This window comes from Hahella sp. KA22, assembly GCF_004135205.1.
In the GTDB taxonomy this organism is placed as follows: Bacteria; Pseudomonadota; Gammaproteobacteria; order Pseudomonadales; family Oleiphilaceae; genus Hahella.
In genome coordinates this window covers 6,627,706-6,643,783 of the sequence record NZ_CP035490.1, presented here as the reverse complement: position 1 = coordinate 6,643,783, position 16,078 = coordinate 6,627,706, and the positions used below count along the sequence as shown (strand labels likewise).

The 16,078-nt window shown below is 48.6% G+C and carries 29 protein-coding genes; all 29 read left to right on the top strand.

The window, feature by feature from the left end; translation table 11 throughout:
* The first annotated feature begins 129 nt into the window (after positions 1 to 129).
* Complete coding sequence (gene rpsL, locus EUZ85_RS29440) at positions 130 to 504, top strand: 30S ribosomal protein S12 (protein ID WP_127973663.1); 375 nt, start codon at positions 130 to 132, stop codon at positions 502 to 504.
* 87 nt (positions 505 to 591) lie between these two features.
* The gene (gene rpsG, locus EUZ85_RS29435) at positions 592 to 1,062 is read left to right on the top strand and encodes a 30S ribosomal protein S7 (protein WP_011399924.1); all 471 of its coding nucleotides are present in this window, start codon (positions 592 to 594) and stop codon (positions 1,060 to 1,062) included.
* An 18-nt stretch (positions 1,063 to 1,080) separates the two neighbouring features.
* Entirely contained in the window at positions 1,081 to 3,180 is a 2,100-nt protein-coding gene (fusA, locus tag EUZ85_RS29430) for an elongation factor G (RefSeq protein ID WP_127973662.1), read from the top strand.
* Positions 3,181 to 3,235: 55 nt separating this feature from the next.
* Positions 3,236 to 4,429: an elongation factor Tu gene (tuf, locus tag EUZ85_RS29425; RefSeq protein WP_011399922.1), complete on the top strand. Its 1,194-nt coding sequence runs from the start codon at positions 3,236 to 3,238 to the stop codon at positions 4,427 to 4,429.
* A gap of 154 nt (positions 4,430 to 4,583) precedes the next feature.
* On the top strand, positions 4,584 to 4,895 hold the full coding sequence (rpsJ, locus tag EUZ85_RS29420) for a 30S ribosomal protein S10 (RefSeq protein WP_011399921.1): 312 nt from the start codon (positions 4,584 to 4,586) through the stop codon (positions 4,893 to 4,895).
* Positions 4,896 to 4,987: 92 nt separating this feature from the next.
* Complete coding sequence (rplC, locus tag EUZ85_RS29415) at positions 4,988 to 5,626, top strand: 50S ribosomal protein L3 (protein ID WP_127973661.1); 639 nt, start codon at positions 4,988 to 4,990, stop codon at positions 5,624 to 5,626.
* A 12-nt stretch (positions 5,627 to 5,638) separates the two neighbouring features.
* Complete coding sequence (rplD, locus tag EUZ85_RS29410) at positions 5,639 to 6,247, top strand: 50S ribosomal protein L4 (protein ID WP_127973660.1); 609 nt, start codon at positions 5,639 to 5,641, stop codon at positions 6,245 to 6,247.
* On the top strand, positions 6,244 to 6,540 hold the full coding sequence (rplW, locus tag EUZ85_RS29405; protein WP_127973659.1) for a 50S ribosomal protein L23: 297 nt from the start codon (positions 6,244 to 6,246) through the stop codon (positions 6,538 to 6,540). The genes rplD and rplW overlap by 4 nt, the downstream gene beginning before the upstream one ends.
* Positions 6,541 to 6,554: 14 nt before the next feature.
* Entirely contained in the window at positions 6,555 to 7,379 is an 825-nt protein-coding gene (gene rplB / locus EUZ85_RS29400) for a 50S ribosomal protein L2 (RefSeq protein ID WP_127973658.1), read from the top strand.
* Between the two features lie 11 nt (positions 7,380 to 7,390).
* Positions 7,391 to 7,666 (top strand): 30S ribosomal protein S19, encoded by a 276-nt coding sequence (rpsS, locus tag EUZ85_RS29395; RefSeq protein WP_011399916.1) that lies wholly within the window; start codon positions 7,391 to 7,393, stop codon positions 7,664 to 7,666.
* A gap of 12 nt (positions 7,667 to 7,678) precedes the next feature.
* A complete protein-coding gene (rplV, locus tag EUZ85_RS29390; protein WP_011399915.1) occupies positions 7,679 to 8,011 on the top strand; it encodes a 50S ribosomal protein L22 in 333 nt (110 codons plus the stop codon).
* Positions 8,012 to 8,021: 10 nt separating this feature from the next.
* Positions 8,022 to 8,705 carry a 30S ribosomal protein S3 gene (rpsC, locus tag EUZ85_RS29385; RefSeq protein WP_127973657.1) on the top strand — a complete coding sequence of 228 codons (684 nt, stop codon included), beginning with the start codon at positions 8,022 to 8,024 and terminating at the stop codon, positions 8,703 to 8,705.
* An 11-nt stretch (positions 8,706 to 8,716) separates the two neighbouring features.
* Complete coding sequence (gene rplP, locus EUZ85_RS29380; RefSeq protein WP_127973656.1) at positions 8,717 to 9,130, top strand: 50S ribosomal protein L16; 414 nt, start codon at positions 8,717 to 8,719, stop codon at positions 9,128 to 9,130.
* Complete coding sequence (rpmC, locus tag EUZ85_RS29375; RefSeq protein ID WP_127973655.1) at positions 9,131 to 9,322, top strand: 50S ribosomal protein L29; 192 nt, start codon at positions 9,131 to 9,133, stop codon at positions 9,320 to 9,322.
* A 1-nt stretch (position 9,323) separates the two neighbouring features.
* Positions 9,324 to 9,590: a 30S ribosomal protein S17 gene (gene rpsQ / locus EUZ85_RS29370; protein ID WP_011399911.1), complete on the top strand. Its 267-nt coding sequence runs from the start codon at positions 9,324 to 9,326 to the stop codon at positions 9,588 to 9,590.
* 30 nt (positions 9,591 to 9,620) lie between these two features.
* A complete protein-coding gene (gene rplN / locus EUZ85_RS29365; RefSeq protein WP_011399910.1) occupies positions 9,621 to 9,989 on the top strand; it encodes a 50S ribosomal protein L14 in 369 nt (122 codons plus the stop codon).
* 14 nt (positions 9,990 to 10,003) lie between these two features.
* Positions 10,004 to 10,321 (top strand): 50S ribosomal protein L24, encoded by a 318-nt coding sequence (gene rplX / locus EUZ85_RS29360; protein ID WP_011399909.1) that lies wholly within the window; start codon positions 10,004 to 10,006, stop codon positions 10,319 to 10,321.
* A 17-nt stretch (positions 10,322 to 10,338) separates the two neighbouring features.
* Positions 10,339 to 10,878 (top strand): 50S ribosomal protein L5, encoded by a 540-nt coding sequence (rplE, locus tag EUZ85_RS29355; RefSeq protein WP_127973654.1) that lies wholly within the window; start codon positions 10,339 to 10,341, stop codon positions 10,876 to 10,878.
* A gap of 11 nt (positions 10,879 to 10,889) precedes the next feature.
* Positions 10,890 to 11,195, top strand: coding sequence for a 30S ribosomal protein S14 (rpsN, locus tag EUZ85_RS29350; RefSeq protein WP_011399907.1), 306 nt, complete (start codon positions 10,890 to 10,892; stop codon positions 11,193 to 11,195).
* A 75-nt stretch (positions 11,196 to 11,270) separates the two neighbouring features.
* Complete coding sequence (rpsH, locus tag EUZ85_RS29345; protein WP_127973653.1) at positions 11,271 to 11,663, top strand: 30S ribosomal protein S8; 393 nt, start codon at positions 11,271 to 11,273, stop codon at positions 11,661 to 11,663.
* A gap of 9 nt (positions 11,664 to 11,672) precedes the next feature.
* A complete protein-coding gene (rplF, locus tag EUZ85_RS29340; protein ID WP_011399905.1) occupies positions 11,673 to 12,206 on the top strand; it encodes a 50S ribosomal protein L6 in 534 nt (177 codons plus the stop codon).
* A gap of 9 nt (positions 12,207 to 12,215) precedes the next feature.
* A complete protein-coding gene (gene rplR / locus EUZ85_RS29335) occupies positions 12,216 to 12,566 on the top strand; it encodes a 50S ribosomal protein L18 (RefSeq protein WP_127973652.1) in 351 nt (116 codons plus the stop codon).
* Between the two features lie 12 nt (positions 12,567 to 12,578).
* On the top strand, positions 12,579 to 13,082 hold the full coding sequence (gene rpsE / locus EUZ85_RS29330; RefSeq protein ID WP_011399903.1) for a 30S ribosomal protein S5: 504 nt from the start codon (positions 12,579 to 12,581) through the stop codon (positions 13,080 to 13,082).
* 3 nt (positions 13,083 to 13,085) lie between these two features.
* Positions 13,086 to 13,277 carry a 50S ribosomal protein L30 gene (gene rpmD, locus EUZ85_RS29325; protein ID WP_127973651.1) on the top strand — a complete coding sequence of 64 codons (192 nt, stop codon included), beginning with the start codon at positions 13,086 to 13,088 and terminating at the stop codon, positions 13,275 to 13,277.
* 1 nt (position 13,278) lies between these two features.
* Positions 13,279 to 13,713, top strand: coding sequence for a 50S ribosomal protein L15 (gene rplO, locus EUZ85_RS29320; RefSeq protein ID WP_127973650.1), 435 nt, complete (start codon positions 13,279 to 13,281; stop codon positions 13,711 to 13,713).
* Positions 13,714 to 15,045, top strand: coding sequence for a preprotein translocase subunit SecY (gene secY / locus EUZ85_RS29315; RefSeq protein ID WP_127973649.1), 1,332 nt, complete (start codon positions 13,714 to 13,716; stop codon positions 15,043 to 15,045).
* 44 nt (positions 15,046 to 15,089) lie between these two features.
* Complete coding sequence (rpmJ, locus tag EUZ85_RS29310) at positions 15,090 to 15,206, top strand: 50S ribosomal protein L36 (RefSeq protein WP_011399899.1); 117 nt, start codon at positions 15,090 to 15,092, stop codon at positions 15,204 to 15,206.
* 104 nt (positions 15,207 to 15,310) lie between these two features.
* On the top strand, positions 15,311 to 15,667 hold the full coding sequence (rpsM, locus tag EUZ85_RS29305; RefSeq protein WP_127973648.1) for a 30S ribosomal protein S13: 357 nt from the start codon (positions 15,311 to 15,313) through the stop codon (positions 15,665 to 15,667).
* Positions 15,668 to 15,683: 16 nt separating this feature from the next.
* Positions 15,684 to 16,073, top strand: a complete 390-nt coding sequence (rpsK, locus tag EUZ85_RS29300) for a 30S ribosomal protein S11 (RefSeq protein ID WP_011399897.1) — start codon at positions 15,684 to 15,686, stop codon at positions 16,071 to 16,073.
* Positions 16,074 to 16,078: the final 5 nt, after the last annotated feature.

Sequence of the window (16,078 nt, the reverse complement as noted above, 5' to 3'; positions counted from 1 at the left end):
AATGTCGAAGGCGGCTGGTGGTTTTTTAGCCTCGGTCGCCTTGACTCGTTGAAAGGGCGTCAGTACACTTGGCGCCCTTATTATAGTTGGGCACTAAATATCTATCTGTTGTTAACGGAGTAAGCTTGAATGGCAACCATTAACCAATTGGTACGCAAGCCTAGAAGCCGCAAAGTCGCGAAAAGCGATGTTCCTGCGCTTCAAGGTTGTCCGCAGCGTCGCGGCGTATGTACCCGTGTGTATACGACTACCCCGAAAAAGCCGAACTCAGCTTTGCGGAAAGTATGTCGTGTTCGTTTAACAAATGGCTATGAAGTAACTTCCTACATTGGTGGTGAAGGTCATAACCTGCAAGAACACAGCGTTGTGCTGATTCGTGGCGGCCGGGTAAAAGACTTGCCAGGCGTACGTTATCACACTGTACGTGGAACTTTGGATACTGCTGGCGTAAACGATCGTAGACAAGGTCGTTCTAAATACGGCGCCAAGCGTCCGAAGTCTTGATCATAGTTGTTGGATAAGAGTAAGGCTGGCTGGCTTGGAGTCATGTCAGATTTACCTGAAGACCTTTTTTATTTTTGAGGGCTTATCATGCCAAGAAGAAGAGTCGCTGCGAAGCGTGAAATCCTGCCGGATCCTAAATTCGGAAGTAAGAAGCTGGCTAAGTTTATTAACCATGTAATGGAAAGTGGTAAGAAGTCAGTGGCGGAGCGTATTGTTTATGGTGCTCTGGATATTGTGTCCAACAAAGCCAAAAAAGAGCCGATTGAAACATTTGAGCTTGCTCTGGAAAACATTCAGCCTCTGGTTGAGGTCAAATCCCGCCGTGTGGGTGGCGCTACATATCAGGTGCCTGTAGAAGTTCGTCCATCTCGTCAAATGGCGCTTTCAATGCGCTGGTTGGTTGAGTACTCCCGTAAGCGTGGTGAGAAGTCTATGGCTGCTCGTCTGGCGGCTGAGATGTTGGAAGCTGCTGAAGGTCGTGGAGCTGCTGTCAAGAAGCGTGAAGACGTTCATCGTATGGCGGAAGCTAACAAGGCTTTCTCCCATTACCGTTTTTAATCTTTGGAGTAATTAATCGTGGCACGTAAAACTCCCATAGAGCGCTACCGTAATATCGGTATCTGTGCTCACGTTGACGCAGGTAAAACCACGACAACTGAGCGTGTTCTGTTTTATACCGGTCTTTCTCATAAGATTGGTGAGGTGCACGACGGCGCAGCAACGATGGACTGGATGGAGCAGGAGCAGGAGCGGGGTATTACTATTACCTCTGCGGCGACAACTTGTTTCTGGGCTGGTATGCAGCAGCAGTTTGATCAGCATCGCGTCAATATCATAGATACTCCAGGGCACGTTGACTTTACGATTGAAGTTGAGCGTTCTTTGCGTGTTCTGGACGGTGCAGTAGTCGTACTTTGTGGTTCTTCCGGTGTTCAGCCGCAAACTGAGACCGTCTGGCGTCAGGCTAATAAGTACGAAGTTCCTCGCATGGTGTTCGTAAATAAAATGGACCGTGCAGGCGCTAACTTCGAGCGTGTTGTTAAGCAGTTGAAAGATCGTCTGGGCGCCACCCCGGTTCCTCTTCAGATGACTATTGGTGCTGAAGACGAGTTTAAGGGTGTGGTCGACTTGGTTAAAATGAAGTCGATTATCTGGAATGAAGCTGACCAAGGCATGACTTTTGAGTACCAGGATATTCCTGCGGACCTTCAAGAGAAGTGCGCCAAGCTTCGTGAGCAATTGGTTGAGGCTGCTGCCGAAGCTAATGACGACTACATGAACAAATATTTGGAAGAAGGCGAGTTAACCGAGGAAGAAATCAAAGCAGGCATTCGTGCCCGCACCTTGGCTAATGAAATTGTTCCAGTGCTCGGTGGTTCCGCATTTAAGAATAAGGGTGTTCAGGCGGTGCTTGACGCCGTTATTGAGTATCTGCCTTCGCCAACAGAAGTTAAGGCGATCGAAGGTATTTTGGATGATGGGGAAACTGTCGCAGTACGTAAGTCTGACGATAATGAGCCTTTCTCTGCGTTAGCATTTAAGATTGCTACGGATCCATTCGTTGGCACGCTTACCTTTATTCGTGTTTATTCTGGTGTTCTGGAATCTGGTACGGGCGTTTATAACCCGGTTAAAAGTAAGAAAGAGCGGATCGGTCGAATGGTGCAAATGCACTCTAATAACCGTGAAGAGATCAAAGAGGTTCGCGCTGGTGACATCGCGGCAATGATTGGTCTTAAGGATGTTACAACCGGTGATACTTTGTGTGATCCGAATAACATTATTACTCTGGAGCGCATGGAATTCCCAGATCCAGTAATCTCTGTTGCAGTGGAGCCTAAGTCTAAAGCGGATCAAGAGAAAATGGGTATTGCTCTGGGTAAATTGGCTCAGGAAGATCCATCTTTCCGTGTTAAGACGGACGAAGAGACTGGGCAAACCATTATCTCGGGAATGGGTGAGTTGCACCTTGATATTATCGTTGACCGTATGCGTCGCGAGTTCAAGGTTGAAGCGAATATTGGTAAGCCTCAGGTTGCGTACCGTGAAGCTATTCGCAATACCTGCGAAATCGAAGGTAAATTTGTTCGTCAGTCAGGCGGTCGTGGTCAGTATGGTCACGTATGGATCAAATTTGAGCCGCGCGCAGAAGGCGAGGGGCTGGAGTTTGTGAATGAGATTGTGGGTGGTGTGGTTCCGAAGGAATATGTTCCCGCAATTCAGAAAGGGATTGAGGAGCAGATGCAGAACGGTATCCTTGCTGGCTATCCCTTGTTGGCTTTAAAGGCGACTGTTTTTGATGGATCCTACCACGACGTTGACTCTAATGAGATGGCGTTTAAAATTGCCGCCAGCATGGCTACCAAGCAGCTTGCAGGCAAAGGTGGTGCCGTACTGCTTGAGCCTATTATGAAGGTTGAGGTGGTCACTCCTGAAGAAAATATGGGTGACGTAGTGGGTGATTTGAACCGACGTCGCGGCTTGATTCAGGGTATGGATGAAAGCGTGTCTGGTAAGGTTGTGAATGCAGAAGTGCCTTTGGCCGAGATGTTTGGCTATGCCACTGATCTGCGCTCAGCAACTCAGGGTCGTGCAACATATACTATGGAGTTCGCCCAGTATGCGGAGGCTCCAAACAATGTTGCTGAAGCTATTATTAGTGCACGTAGCAAATAGTTTAATCATTCGTAGTTGAAACTTTTTAGAATAGTGATTTAGAGAGGAACTGACTGTGGCAAAAGAAAAGTTTGAACGCAGCAAGCCGCACGTAAACGTAGGCACCATTGGTCACGTTGACCACGGTAAGACTACTTTGACAGCGGCCTTGACCCGCGTGTGTTCTGAAGTTTGGGGTGGTCAGGCGGTAGCGTTTGACGGTATCGATAATGCTCCAGAAGAAAAGGCGCGTGGTATCACTATCGCGACTTCTCACGTTGAGTACGAATCTCCCATTCGTCACTATGCGCACGTTGACTGCCCTGGGCACGCTGACTATGTGAAAAACATGATCACTGGTGCGGCGCAGATGGATGGCGCTATTCTGGTATGTTCCGCGGCTGACGGCCCTATGCCTCAGACTCGTGAGCACATCCTGCTGGCGCGTCAGGTTGGTGTTCCATACATCGTTGTGTTCCTGAACAAAGCGGACATGGTTGACGACGAAGAGTTGTTGGAACTGGTTGAGATGGAAGTTCGCGACCTGTTGAGCCAATACGAATTCCCCGGTGACGATACTCCAATTATCGTTGGTTCTGCGCTGTTGGCGTTGGAAGGTAAAGACGATAACGGTATGGGCACCAGCGCTGTTAAGAAGCTGGTGGAAACTCTGGATGCGTACATCCCAGAGCCTGAGCGTGCAATTGACAAGCCGTTCCTGATGCCGATCGAAGACGTATTCTCTATCTCTGGTCGCGGCACAGTTGTAACTGGTCGTGTAGAGCGCGGCATCGTCAGGGTTGGTGAGGAAGTTGAGATTGTTGGTATCAAAGATACTACTAAGACTACCTGTACTGGCGTTGAGATGTTCCGTAAGCTGCTGGACGAAGGTCGTGCAGGTGAGAACGTTGGTGTGTTGTTGCGCGGCACTAAGCGTGATGACGTAGAGCGTGGTCAGGTACTGGCCAAGCCAGGAACTATTACTCCGCACACTGTGTTTGAGTCAGAAGTATACGTTCTGAGCAAAGACGAAGGTGGACGTCATACTCCTTTCTTCAAAGGCTACCGTCCTCAGTTCTACTTCCGTACAACGGATGTGACTGGTGCGTGTGAACTGCCAGAAGGCGTCGAGATGGTTATGCCTGGCGACAACGTAAAAATGAAAGTCAGTCTGATCGCTCCAATCGCGATGGAAGAAGGTTTGCGCTTCGCAATTCGTGAAGGCGGCCGTACAGTTGGCGCTGGCGTTGTTGCTAAAATTTTCGAGTAAGTCTAGCCAGTCGTAAGGTAAAGGGGGAGTTTGCTCCCCCTTTTTTATTGAGCTGTTTAAAAAGTGCTCTTGACAGGAAGTGGCCAGCTGCTTAAAATGCGGCTCCTTTTTGTAGGGTATGGCTGTCTTCCGTCGTTGGATTCGGAGTAAATAAATGCAAGGCCAGAAAATTAGAATCAGGCTAAAAGCGTTCGACTATCGTTTGATCGATCAGTCTACGCAAGAGATCGTTGATACGGCAAAACGTACTGGTGCGCAAGTTCGCGGGCCGATTCCTTTGCCAACCAAAAAAGAGCGCTTTACGGTGTTGATATCTCCGCACGTAAATAAAGATGCGCGCGATCAGTATGAGATTCGCACTCATAAGCGCTTGTTGGATATTGTTGAGCCTACAGAAAAAACTGTAGACGCACTAATGAAGCTGGATCTTGCTGCGGGCGTTGATGTCCAAATTAGCCTAGGCTAAGCAAGGTTGACGCATATTGCGTCGCTTCATTGGTGTAACACTTTTGTATGTGGCCATAGAGGGTAAAAGCCCCGTGCACTAAGAGGTGAAAAATGGCGATTGGTTTGGTCGGCCGTAAGGCTGGCATGACTCGTTTGTTTGAAGATGACGGCGCAGCCGTCCCGGTCACTGTGATTCAGGTCGAGAAAAACGTCATTGCTCAGGTTAAAAGTCTTGAGGTTGACGGTTATCGGGCAATTCAGGTGGCTTCTGGTTCAGTGAAAGCGTCACGCGTAAATAAGCCCATGGCGGGCCATTTTGCTAAAGCTGGCGTTGAAGCTGGGCGTGTTGTTTGTGAATTTACTTTGGACGCCACTGACTCTGCTGAGTACAAGGTTGGCGACGAAGTTCCCGTCACTATCTTTGAAGCCGGACAAAAAGTTGATGTGTCTGGACGTTCAAAGGGTAAAGGTTTTGCTGGCGTTATCAAACGCTGGAACTTCTCTACTCAAGATGCCACTCACGGTAACTCTCTTTCTCATCGCGCTCCTGGCTCTATTGGTCAGAACCAGTCTCCTGGACGAGTGTTCAAAGGCAAGAAAATGGCTGGCCAGATGGGCAATAAAAACGTCACTGTGCAGACTCTTAAAATTGTAAGAGTCGACGAGGAGAAAGGTTTGCTTCTGATTAAGGGCGCAGTTCCTGGAGCGACCGGCGCAGACGTGGTTATCAAGCCCGCGGTTAAAGCATAAGAGGGGTGAGAGATGGAGTTAACGATTAATGGTGCGGGTAAGGGTACTGTTTCAGTATCTGACGTGGCCTTTGCAAGAGATTTTAACGAAGCTCTGGTTCACCAAGTAGTTACTGCTTATTTGGCTGGTGGTCGTCAGGGTTCGAAAGCCCAGAAGACACGTTCCCAAGTGAGCGGCGGTGGAAAAAAACCATGGCGTCAAAAGGGTAGTGGCCGTGCTCGTGCAGGCACTATTCGCAGCCCTATCTGGAGAGGCGGCGGCAAGACATTTGCTGCTACGCCGTTGGATCACTCTCAGAAAGTGAACAAAAAGATGTACCGCGCAGCAATGCAGTCAATTCTGTCTGAGCTTGTTAGGCAGGAGCGTTTGGTTGTTGTTGAGGAAATGTCTGTAGATGCTCCAAAGACCAAGCAGTTCAATGCGAAGTTGAAGGGCCTTGGGCTGGAGAATGTATTAATAGTAGCGGATGCGGTTGATCAAAACCTGTATTTGGCATCCCGTAACATTCCGCATGTCGATGTGTGTGACGCTGTTGCTATTAACCCTGTCAGCCTTATCGCGCATGACAAGGTGCTAGTTACTGTCTCTGCGCTTAAGAAAATTGAGGAGATGTTGGGATGAACCAAGAAAGGCTCTATAAGGTTTTGCTTGGGCCCCATATTTCGGAAAAGGCCACATTGTTAGCGGAAATCAACAATCAAGTGGTCTTCCGTGTGGCGGCCGATGCCAAAAAGCCCGAGATTAAAAAAGCGGTTGAAGCTTTGTTTGATGTTAAGGTTGAGTCGGTGCAGGTTGTGAATATCAAGGGTAAAACCAAGCGTACCGCACGTGGTATGGGTAAGCGCAATGATATTCGTAAGGCATATGTTCGTCTTGCCTCCGGTCAATCTATCGATTTTGTAGATGTCGAGTAAGGGGGGAGCGAATAATGCCAGTTGTTAAAACTAAACCAACATCTCCCGGTCGTAGACATGTAGTGGCTGTTACAAATCCATCACTGCATAAAGGCGCTCCTTTGGCGTCGTTGACTGAGAAAAAACGTAAGAACGGCGGACGCAACAACGCAGGTCGAATTACTGTGCGCCATCAGGGCGGCGGTCATAAGCAGTTGTATCGTGTTGTCGACTTTAAGCGCACCAAGGATGGCATTCCTGCTGTTGTTGAGCGCTTGGAATATGACCCTAACCGTACCGCGCATATTGCTTTGTTGAAATATGCCGACGGAGAGCGTCGTTACATTATTGCTCCTAAGGGCGTATCTGTAGGTGACGCAATCGCTTCCGGACAAGAAGCTCCGATTCGCGTGGGAAGCTGCTTGCCTCTGAGAAACATTCCCGTAGGTTCTGTCGTTCATTGTATCGAAATGAAGCCAGGCAAGGGCGCCCAGATTGCTAGAAGCGCTGGCGCTTCGGCCCAGGTCGTTGCTCGTGAAGGGGCATATGCAACAATCCGTTTGCGCTCCGGCGAGATGCGTAAGGTGCTTGTAGAGTGTCGCGCTACATTGGGCGAAGTATCCAATAGCGAGAACAACCTGCGTGTATACGGAAAAGCTGGTGCTAAACGCTGGCGTGGGGTAAGACCTACCGTTCGTGGTACTGCGATGAACCCAGTTGACCACCCGCATGGTGGTGGTGAAGGGCGTAACTTCGGTAAGCACCCGGTTACTCCTTGGGGTGTTCCTACGAAGGGTTACAAAACTCGTAAGAACAAGCGTACAGACAAAATGATTGTGCGTCGTCGCAAAGCTAAGTAAGGGGGTCTCTCGTGCCACGTTCCTTAAAGAAAGGTCCATTTATTGATCTTCACCTTCTCAAGAAAGTGGAGACAGCGGTAGAAGTCAAAGACAAGAAGCCAATTAAAACTTGGTCTCGTCGTTCCACTATTTTTCCGGAAATGGTTGGCTTGACTATCGCAGTTCATAACGGTCGTCAACATGTTCCTGTCTATGTGACTGAAGACATGGTCGGCCATAAACTGGGTGAATTTGCAGCCACACGTACTTATCGCGGACACGCTGCAGACAAGAAAGCTAAACGGTAAGAGGGTATAGAGATGGAAGTAGCGGCAAAATTATTTGGTGCTCGCTTATCTGCTCAGAAAGCTCGTTTAGTTGCAGATCAGGTGCGCGGTAAGCGGGTTGAAGAAGCGTTGGACATATTGACCTTTAGTCCCAAAAAGGCTTCTAGCATTATCAAGAAGGTGCTGGAGTCAGCTATCGCCAATGCTGAGCATAACGAAGGGCTGGATGTTGATGAGCTGAAGGTGGCCACTATCTGCGTAGACGAAGGTCCTACAATGAAGCGGATTAAGCCTAGAGCGAAAGGCCGGGCGGATCGCATTTTCAAGCGGACTTGCCATATCACCGTCAAGGTAGCCGAAGAGTAGGAGATAGCAGATGGGTCAAAAGGTTAATCCGGTCGGTATTCGGCTGGGGATCGTTAAAGATCACAATTCAGTCTGGTACGCAGACAAAAAGAACTATTCAGATCATTTGCTGACTGATATCAAGGTTCGCGAGTTTCTGATGAAGAAGCTTGAAAAAGCTTCCGTGAGCAAAGTTATCATTGAGCGTCCACCTCAAAACGCCAAGATTACTATTCATACAGCCCGTCCGGGTATTGTAATCGGTAAGAAAGGTGAAGACGTAGATAGACTGCGTCAGGAAGTAGGCGAGTTGATGAAAGTGCCTGTGCACATCAACATAGAAGAGATTCGTAAGCCTGATTTGGACGCTAAACTGGTTGCTGCTGGCGTTGCTGGCCAATTGGAGCGCCGCGTTATGTTCCGTCGTGCAATGAAGCGCGCAGTTCAGAATGCGATGCGTCAAGGCGCCAAAGGTATCAAAATTCAAGTTGGCGGCCGTTTGGGCGGTGCAGAAATTGCCCGTACCGAATGGTACCGTGAAGGTCGCGTACCTTTGCACACTCTTCGTGCGGATATCGACTACGCTACGCACGAAGCGCATACCACTTACGGTGTCATCGGTGTGAAGGTTTGGATCTTTAAGGGCGAAATCCTGGGTGGTATTGAGCAGGTTCGCGCTGAAAAGAAAGCAGCTAAAAAGAAAAGTTCTAAGTAGGGGGCAGTGAAATGTTGCAACCTAAGCGTACGAAATTCCGCAAAGTTCACAAAGGCCGTAACACTGGCTTGGCGCAACGCGGAAACAAAGTAAGTTTTGGTGAATTTGGTTTAAAAGCGACTGGACGTGGACGCATAACTGCCCGACAAATCGAAGCAGCGCGTCGTACTATGACTCGTCGTATTAAGCGTGGCGGTAAGATCTGGATTCGTATATTCCCGGATAAGCCGATTACCAAGAAACCTCTAGAAGTCCGTATGGGTAAAGGTAAAGGTCCAGTTGAGTACTGGGTGGCGGAGATAGAGCCAGGCCGTATGCTGTACGAGATGGAAGGGGTAAGTGAGGAATTGGCCCGCGAGGCGTTTGCGCTTGCAGCGGCTAAACTTCCTGTCGCAACTACTTTTGTGACAAGAACGGTGATGTAAATGAAAGCTGCAGAATTGAGAAACAAAACTCAGGAAGAGCTCAGTAATGAACTGATCTCTTTGTTGAAAGAGCAATTCAACTTGCGGATGCGCAAGGCGACGGGCCAATTAAATCAAGTCCATCTTCTGCGTAAAGTGCGTCGTGACATTGCTCGTGTCAAGACAGTCTTAAATCAGAAGGCAGGTGAGTGATATGACCGCGAACGAGAAAAGCGTGCGCACTGAGACCGGTAAGGTCGTTAGTGACAAAATGGATAAGTCCATTGTGGTCTTGGTTGAGCGTCGCGTGAAGCATCCCCTGTACGGCAAGTATGTTAAGCGCTCAAGCAAGCTTCATGCTCATGACGAGAACAACGAGTGTCGCATTGGCGATACCGTTCAAGTTCAAGAGTCTCGTCCTCTTTCCAAGACTAAGTCATGGAAGCTTGTGAACATTGTTGAGCGGGCCGAAAAAGTCTAGTCAAGCAAAGCTGTTAGGTGGAGATAACCGATGATTCAGACGCAAACCGTGCTTGACGTGGCCGACAACAGCGGAGCCCGTCGAGTAATGTGTATTAAAGTGCTGGGTGGTTCACACCGTCGTTACGCAAGTATCGGCGACGTGATTAAAGTTTCTGTTAAAGAAGCTATTCCCCGCGGAAAAGTAAAGAAAGGTCAGGTTCTTAAAGCTGTCGTAGTTCGCACTCGTAAGGGCGTACGTAGACAGGATGGTTCCTTGATTCGATTTGATGGCAATGCCGCTGTTCTTTTGAATAACCAGGAACAGCCCATCGGTACTCGTATCTTCGGGCCGGTGACACGGGAACTGCGTGGCGAGAAATTTATGAAAATTATCTCGCTGGCCCCGGAAGTGCTATAGGAGTCAGACCAGATATGAACAAGATCAGAAAAGGCGACGAAGTTGTCGTCATAGCAGGCAGAGATAAAGGGAAGCGCGGTAAAGTAAATCGCGTCCAGAAAGACGGCAAGCTGGTTGTCAGCGGCGTCAATATGGTTAAGCGTCATACCAAGCCAAACCCTATGTTGGGTACTGCTGGCGGCATCGTCGAGAAAGAGGCGCCCATTCAAGCTTCAAACGTGGCGATCTTTAATTCAGCCACCGATAAGCCTGATCGTATTGGCTTTAAGATTCTTGAAGACGGTAAGAAAGTGCGCATCTTCAAGTCGACAAACGAACTTGTCGATAACTAAAGGTTAGGTGGTTGATTATGCCAAAGTATAAAGAGGTATATCAGAAAGAGGTTATTCCTGCGCTGATGAAGGAAATGTCCTACAGCAGCGTTATGCAGGTGCCTCGTATTGAGAAGATTACCCTTAACATGGGGGTCGGCGAAGCTCTTGGCGATAAAAAGCAGATCGAAGCGGCGGCGGCAGATTTGGAAGCTATTACCGGTCAGAAGGTTGTGGTAACCAAAGCTCGCAAATCCGTAGCTGGCTTTAAAATTCGTCAAGGTTTTCCTATCGGTTGCAAAGTTACTTTGCGTGGCGATCGTATGTGGGAATTCTTTGAGCGTCTTGTTGATGTAGCTATTCCTCGTGTACGTGACTTCCGTGGTTTGAACCAGAAGTCATTCGACGGACGTGGAAACTACTCTATGGGCGTGAAAGAGCAGATTATCTTCCCGGAGATCGATTACGATAAAATCGATAAAGTCCGCGGAATGGATATCACCATTACGACCTCCGCAAACACTGACGACGAAGGCAGAGCGTTGCTTAGCGCGTTCAGCTTCCCGTTCAGAAAATAAGGTGAACTGATATGGCAAAAGTTGGAATGCGTGAGCGTGAGCTCAAGCGTGAAAAAACCGTAGCGAAATACGCTGAAAAGCGCGCTGCGTTGAAGGCCATTATTGCAAATCCGAACGTCTCTGATGAAGAGCGTTGGGAAGCGCAGATGAAGTTGCAGAAGCTACCGAGAGACGCTAGTCCTTCAAGACTGCGCAATCGCTGCCAAGTAACTGGTCGTCCGCATGCGGTATTGAGAAAGTTCCGTCTGTCCCGAATTAAACTTCGCGAAGCCGCAATGCGTGGTGATGTGCCTGGTTTGAAAAAGGCAAGCTGGTAACGCTCGACCGTTGGTAAGCGTCTTTCGGCCGTTAGGCCGAAAGCGCTGCACAACTAAAATGTTTGGAGCTATTAAATGAGTATGCAAGATACCTTGGCGGATATGTTTACCCGTATCCGTAACGCACAGATGGCGGAAAAAGAGACTGTGCGTATGCCCTCCTCAAAGATGAAGGTCGCTGTGGCCAACGTCTTGAAAGAAGAAGGTTTTATCACTGACTTTCAAGCTAGTGAAGAAGTAAAACCTGTTCTTGAGATCACACTGAAGTACTACCAAGGCACTCCGGTTATTGAGAATATTAGCCGAGTGAGCCGTCCAGGTTTGCGCCAGTACAAAGCCGCTAATGACCTGCCTACCGTAAATGGTGGTTTGGGTATCGCGATCGTATCCACTTCCAAAGGCGTTATGACTGATAGAGCAGCTCGTAAAGCCGGCGTTGGTGGTGAAGTTATTTGTACCGTCTTCTAGGAGTGAATCATGTCTAGGGTAGCAAAAAATCCAGTACAGATTCCCGCTGGCGTAGAGGTTAAGTTCGACGGTCGGCTGGTAAATATCAAGGGCGGCAAAGGCGCTCTTTCTTTGTCTGTTCATCCTTCTGTTGAAGTGAAGCAGGAAGATGGCGCATTGACGTTTGGTCCAAAAGAAGGCTCCAACCAAGCACGTGCATTGGCTGGAACCACGCGTGCGTTGATCAACAACATGGTTCTCGGCGTTACTCAAGGTTTTGAGCGCAAGTTGGAACTGATTGGCGTAGGTTATAGAGCGCAGGCTCAAGGCAAGGCGATCAACCTGACTCTTGGCTTTTCTCACCCTGTAGTATTCGAAATTCCCGAGGGAATTACAGCTGAGACTCCCACCCAAACTGAAATTGTGATTCGTGGTATCGATAAGCAAAAAGTTGGGCAGGTTGCTGCTGAAATCCGTAGTATCAGACCGCCTGAACCATATAAAGGAAAGGGTGTTCGCTACTCCGGCGAGCAAGTTCGAGTTAAAGAAGCTAAGAAGAAGTAGGGCGCGGCTATGAGTGACAAAAAGATTTCTCGGTTACGTCGGGCTAAGAAAACCCGTTATAAAATTCGTGAACTCGGTGTCGACAGATTGAGTATCAATCGGACGCCGCGTCATATCTACGCGCAAATTATCAGCGCGGATGGAAGCAAGGTTTTGGCTACAGCTTCCACTCTGGATAAAGATTTGCGTGCAGGAGCTACCGGTAACGTAGACGCTGCAGGTAAAGTTGGCGCAATGATCGCGGAAAGAGCTAAGGCTGCAGGCATTACCAAAGTGGCTTTTGACCGTTCCGGCTTCAAGTACCATGGTCGTGTAAAAGCGTTAGCTGATGCTGCGCGGGAAAACGGACTCGAGTTTTAAGAGGTTGAATATATGACAAATAACGAGCAGCAAAAGGGAGCAGAGCTCCAAGAGAAGCTTGTTCAGGTCAACCGCGTGGCTAAGGTTGTTAAAGGTGGTCGTATTTTCGGCTTCACAGCTTTGACCGTAGTTGGCGATGGGAACGGTAAAGTAGGTTTTGGTCGTGGTAAAGCGCGTGAAGTGCCTGTTGCGATTCAGAAAGCTATGGACGCGGCCCGCAAGAACATGATTACCGTAACCTTGAACGGCAATACCTTGCAGTATCCAGTCAAGGCGCGTCATGGCTCCGCTAAGGTGTTTATGCAGCCTGCTTCTGAGGGTACTGGTATTATCGCAGGCGGTGCAATGCGCGCTGTATTGGAAGTAGCTGGCGTACAAAACGTATTGGCTAAGTGTTACGGCTCAACCAACCCTGTTAACGTTGTTCGCGCCACGTTCGAAGGCTTAAAAGCCATGCAAGCTCCTGAGGAGATTGCAGCTAAGCGTGGTAAGACTGTGGAAGAGATTCTGGGGTAAGTCATGGCCAATGCAGCAAAGACTATTAAGGTAACTCTGGTAAAGAGTACTATCGGAATCCTGCCCAAGCACAAGGACTGCGTTCGCGGTTTGGGTTTGAGAAAAATTAATCATACTGTAGAACTAGAAGATACAGCTTCAGTAAGAGGTATGATTAACAAGGTTAACTATCTGGTGAAGGTGGAAGGAGAGTAATATGAAAATGAATACTCTCAAGCCGGCCGAAGGTTCCAAGCAGTCTCCTAAAAGATTGGGGCGTGGAATCGGTAGCGGGCTGGGTAAAACCGGTGGCCGTGGTCACAAAGGTCAAACTTCCCGCTCTGGCGGAACTATCAGACCTGGCTTTGAAGGCGGTCAACAGCCTTTGCAGCGTCGTCTGCCCAAGTTCGGCTTCACCTCAAGGGTTGGCCGTTACTCTGAAGAAGTTAGACTGAGTGAAATCGACAGCCTTGGTACTGATGTTATCGATTTGGCGGCTTTGAAAGCGGCTAGCATCGTTGCTCAACAGGCTAAGCAGGTCAAGGTTATTCTGTCCGGAGAGATTACCCGTGCGGTGACTGTTAAAGGACTGAAAGTGACCAAAGGCGCGCAAGAAGCAATCCAAGCCGCAGGTGGCAAAGTCGAGGAATAAATGGCCAAACTAAACGCATTACCCGCAGGTGCAGGTAAAGGCCTTGCCGAGCTTCGTGCTCGGCTTTGGTTTGTACTGTTGGCGATACTCGTATATCGAGTTGGCGCCCACATACCTGTACCAGGAATTAATCCCGATAGACTCGCGGCGCTCTTTGATCAGAATCAAGGCACTATCTTGAGCTTGTTTAATATGTTTTCAGGGGGAGCCCTGGAGCGTATGAGTATCTTTGCTCTTGGTATCATGCCTTATATTTCTGCATCGATCATTATGCAGTTGTTGACTGTCGTTAGTCCGCAACTGGAGCAACTGAAGAAAGAGGGTGAAGCGGGGAGGCGCAAAATCAGTCAGTACACTAGATATGGTACAGTGCTGCTTGCGACCGTTCAGGCGTTTGGTATTTCCGTCGGTCTGGCGAATCAAGGTGTCACCTTTACAACCGGACCGAGCTTCTTCTTTGTCGCTGTCGTTACCTTCGTTTGTGGCGCCGTATTTTTGATGTGGGTTGGCGAGCAAATTACTGAGAGGGGGATCGGTAACGGGATTTCGTTGCTGATTTTTTCTGGTATCGTTGCAGGTTTACCTGGTGCGGTTGGTCAGACATTCGAGCAAGCGCGTCTTGGCGAATTGAGTGTTCTGACATTAATTGCAGTTGCAGTATTCGCAGTAGCAATTATCGCGTTCGTGGTTTTCATGGAGCGCGGGCAACGCCGTATCACTATCAACTATGCGCGTCGTCAACAAGGCCGCAAGGTATATGCTCAGCAAAGCAGCCATCTTCCCTTGAAGGTGAATATGGCTGGTGTAATTCCTCCTATATTCGCTTCTAGTATTCTTTTGTTTCCAGCATCACTGGGGCAATGGTTTGGCAAGGGCGAAGGAATGGAGTGGTTGCAGGTTGTTTCGCAGGCGCTTGGTCCAAGCCAACCGCTATACATTATTCTGTTTGCGATAGCAGTGGTATTCTTCTGCTTCTTCTACACAGCATTAATGTATAACCCCAAGGAAGTTGCCGACAATTTGAAGCGTTCTGGCGCATTTGTTCCTGGTATTCGTCCTGGGGAAAACACTGCTAAATATATTGATGGCGTTCTTACCCGCTTAACGGTGTTCGGCGCTTTGTATATTGCAGCTGTGGCGTTACTGCCACAGTTTTTAGTGGTGTCTTGGAATGTTCCTTTCTATTTTGGCGGAACTTCCTTGTTAATTGTTGTAGTTGTGGTCATGGATTTCATGGCCCAGGTTCAGTCGCACCTCATGTCGCATCAATATGATTCGCTCATGAAGAAGTCGAACCTGAAGAATTACGGCAAAAGCGGTTTGGTCCGATAGTCGAGCAAGTTTTAAAGTAATCGGCGTGAGACTGGAGAATAGCAATGAAAGTTAGAGCATCAGTAAAGAAAATGTGTCGTGGGTGCAAAATTATCCGTCGTAATGGCGCGGTAATGGTAATCTGCAGCACAGAACCAAGACACAAGCAGAAACAAGGCTAATATTTAGCTCTGTTGCTTGATTTGTATACACGAAGGCGCTATCATTCTGCGCCTTTTAATTTGTTGGTAATTATTACCAATAACATTTATGCGGAGTAAGATGGATGGCACGTATAGCGGGTGTCAATATCCCCGATAACAAGCACACAGAAGTGTCCCTGACCTATATTTATGGGATCGGGCGCACCACTTCACGTGGCCTTTGTGAGAGAACCGGCATCAGCCCTCAATCTAAGGTTAAAGACCTGTCTGAGGAGCAGCTGGACGTACTGAGGAACGAAATTGCCAAGATGGTTGTTGAAGGCGATTTGCGTCGTGAAGTGCAAATGAACATTAAACGGCTGAAGGATCTCGGCTGCTATCGCGGTTTACGTCACCGTCATAGCTTGCCGGTACGAGGGCAGCGCACTAAGACAAATGCGCGCACCCGCAAAGGTCCTCGTAAGCCTATTCGTAAATAAGTATCAGGAATAGAGCATGGCAAAACCAGGTACACGTACCCGTAAAAAGGTGAAAAAGACTGTTGTTGACGGCGTAGCGCATATCCACGCTTCATTCAACAACACTATCGTAACCATTACCGACCGTCAGGGTAACGCTCTAAGCTGGGCGACTTCTGGTGGTTCAGGATTCCGTGGTTCCAGAAAGAGCACACCTTTTGCTGCGCAGGTAGCAGCTGAAAGAGCCGGTAATGCGGCTGCTGAATACGGCCTAAAAAACCTAGATGTTTTGGTTAAAGGACCTGGACCCGGTCGCGAGTCCGCAATTCGTGCATTGAACGCATGTGGGTATAAGATCACTAACATCACTGATGTTACTCCGATCCCACATAACGGATGCCGTCCTCCCAAAAAGCGTCGAGTTTAAAGAGG